The organism is Lentisphaerota bacterium, assembly GCA_016873675.1.
Classification (GTDB): domain Bacteria; phylum Verrucomicrobiota; class Kiritimatiellia; order RFP12; family JAAYNR01; genus VGWG01.
The window spans coordinates 1-3,101 of sequence record VGWG01000186.1; the positions used below are offsets into that span (position 1 = coordinate 1).

Here is a 3,101-nt window from a genome sequence, read left to right on the forward strand (position 1 = left end):
GGATGCACAAATCTGCTCGATGGCGCAACGGGTTGGACGCTGAGTCCGACGCGTGTTGAAGGTGCGCCCGGCCAACCGCCAAACCGCGCTTGGTACGAGACGACCGCTGTTCCGGGCCGGGCATTCTTCAGGCTGAAAGCGGATCTGAAGCCCTGATTTCATATTTGGCGCGAAGATCAGAGTCCGCATCATCCAAGCTGCATCCCAGGATGTTCGATAGCGGCGTCAGCCTGGAGCCGGCCTGCCCCCAGGCCGGCAGGCGCCGGGGTTTGCCAATGGCCGGGGTGAGGGCACCCCGGCTCCAGGCCTGACGGCCCGCGCCGAGCGCTGTTCGATATCGGCGTCAGCCTGGAGCCGGCCTGCCCCCAGGCCGGCAGGTGACGGGGTTTGCCAATGGCTGGGGTGAGGGCACCCCGGCTACAGAATGAGGCTGCATCACCACGCGACATGCTTCACAAGCTGACACGAACAACGACGGGACTCGGTGAAGAATAGGGCTGCCCTTCCAAAACCCCGCGTAGTGCAGGCGGCCCGCCTGCAGATTGTGTAAGCATGACTGGCATTGCAGGCGGGACGCCTGCACCACTGTGTGTCTGTTCAGGTTTCTGCACGAGCCTCTTACCGTGGCACGGGCATCTTGCCCGTGTTTCACGGGCGGGATGCCCGTGCCACGAGAGGTTTTGCAAGCGCCTCCAGACCCTAGAACTTCCGGCTCAAGAACAGGCTGCACTCCCCGCCTTTGAGGTCGAAATCAACCGTGTCCGGCCCCACGCTCAGACTCACGTCGCGGCTCAGCCACTCGTACCCCAGACTGGCGCCAACGTGCCAATGCTCGCTGATCAGGTAGGTCGCACCGGCCGACAACAAAACGCCCGGCACAAAACGCGTCGTCTTGTTCTTATGCGAGCGAGAACCCAGCGAAGACGACCGGCCCGTCTCATACAGGGTCACCGTCTCCGTACGGTATACACGCGCTTCGACATACTCCAGAACAAATTGCGGCGCGAGATACAGACTTAGACGCTCCGTGAGCGGTCGCGTAAAGGTCGGCCCCGCCTCGCCGCGCAGCCGCCAGATCCGTCCGTCAATCCGGGCGGTGTCGCGCACAACACCCCGCGTGGGGGCTGACACATCATACTCCAGCGGGAGGATGGGGTTGTCGGTGTCGCCGGGGAGCGTCGAGTACTCACCCCAGTACCCACCTGCTCCATAGCCATAGGAACCCAGCTCGGGCTGCCAGCCCCGATCACCAAAGAAGTCAAAGTAGGTGTAGGCCAGATTCTCGCGAACGACGTCTTGATCGGTTGAACGAATGTTGTGCATCGTCTTCGTCTTCGGGAACCAGGTCAGCCCGACGAGCAGATCGAGGTCCACGTTCCGTTCTTCCCAAGTATGCAGCCAGCGACTGGCCGAAACGTTGATGCCGTTCCGCGGCAGATTCTCATCAATGCCGTCCAGAGAGCTTCTCGGCGCACCGTCGGTCCGCATGCCCATATCCCGGTGGAACGTCAGCGTATGGTTGTCCGCATCATACTGATCGGGGCTGGTATAGTGCCAGTAGTGCGTGGAATAGGGATTGGCGGGGTCCCCGCCGGGCCTTTCGCCGCTCTCTTCATCGGGGAAGACGTAACCGTCATCGAAGTTCCAGTCGGCCACACCCGGCCGACCCACCACAGGTCCGCTCATCTCGCCGGGGGGCGGTTTTCCCGCCCACCGCGGGTTGCCCGAGCGCGGGAGCAGCGACCGGTAGTACGACGGCGCGGAACCGCGCACCTCCATGTCGCGCCCCCACTGGTGCACCCAGCCGGCCCGAACGCGCCAGACGTCCCTGCGCGGCGCCTCGCTCACCTCTTCACCCTGCCCGGTAGCGACCGTCACCCAAACCGCAGCAGCCGTCAGGATCGTGTACGATGTCTTCATAGTGTGCCTCATCCTGTGTTACTTGCGAGCTTTCCAACTGAAATCCTGACCCGCCTTGCTGGCGGTCACCTTGGTCTTCACCGTGCGGCTGCGCGGTGAACACGTACCTCCCGACAGCGCAGGCGTAACGGTGCCCTTCCACCCGGACGGCACAACCACGGCATAGTTCCCGTTGGCGTCGGTCTGTGTCGTGCCGCCCCCGTTGGAGAGAACCACTGTGACACCGGCAACCCCGATCTTGGTTCCGGATCGCGTCACCCGGCCCGAAATCACGGGACCAGCAGCCGTCACCACGCGCGGAGGCTCCTCGGCGGCAACCTTGTTCACACCCATCCCGCCAGCCTGGGCGAAAATCCAGTTCGTGGCGACGACACGGTCCACAACAGTCGTCCAACTGCTGCGTCCCCACAATTCGATGTTGGTGCTGATGACTGCGGATTGGCCCGGATGCAGCGCCCCTCCCGGAACAGCGGCGTTAAACGCGGCGCTCAAATCCAGATAGTACCACCCGGGCTGATCGGGTGTGGTCTGTACATCCAGGCCCGTCGGGAAACGCAGACGGTGATATTTGTTGCTCTGCACCTCATACCACAGCGGCGCCGCCAGCGACTTCATCGATTCCGTGGCATTGCTCACCGTGAGCGTGCCGTACCATGAATCCCTACGTGGATTGTAAACCCAAGCCACGCGGTAAAAGAGGTTGCTGACATCACTGTAGTCGTCGTCAATGATCGTCCCCGTAGCTCGGCCATCATTGATCAGGACGCTCCCCGTGGCATTGGTCAGTATCAAGAACAACGTCTCGTTTGACTCGATGTTGAGGTCGCCGTTGACCATCACCTCAATGAAGTAGTTTGTCGTGCCCTGATAAAATACCAGCGTTCCACTCGTCACCACATAGTCGTTGTCCGCCGTGGTGGCCGTTCCGTTGATGACATAATACTCGACACTGTGCACGCTTTCACCGTCAACAACCTCGCTGGAAAGTGTCACAGGGAAAACGAGGTTGGTCGTGCCGACGTTTCCTTCGATGACGGAATTAGAACTGACCGACACAAGTGTGTAGGCAAAGACCTGATTGGTTGAAACCAGTTGGTCCGGACCGTAATCACCGGCAAGGCCGATGTTCACGATGCTTCCGGGGCTAACGATTTTGCAGCGATATTTGAAAACGGCTTCGG

2 protein-coding genes are annotated in these 3,101 nt (G+C 61.2%); both read right to left on the reverse strand.

All coding sequences use genetic code 11. The annotated features are described in order from the left end of the window. Window positions 1-699: 699 nt before the first annotated feature. Window positions 700-1,920 (reverse strand): hypothetical protein, encoded by a 1,221-nt coding sequence (locus tag FJ222_12450; GenBank protein ID MBM4165232.1) that lies wholly within the window; start codon window positions 1,918-1,920, stop codon window positions 700-702. An 18-nt stretch (window positions 1,921-1,938) separates the two neighbouring features. Next, on the reverse strand, window positions 1,939-3,101 hold a 1,163-nt coding region (locus FJ222_12455; GenBank protein ID MBM4165233.1), incomplete at its 5' end, for a hypothetical protein.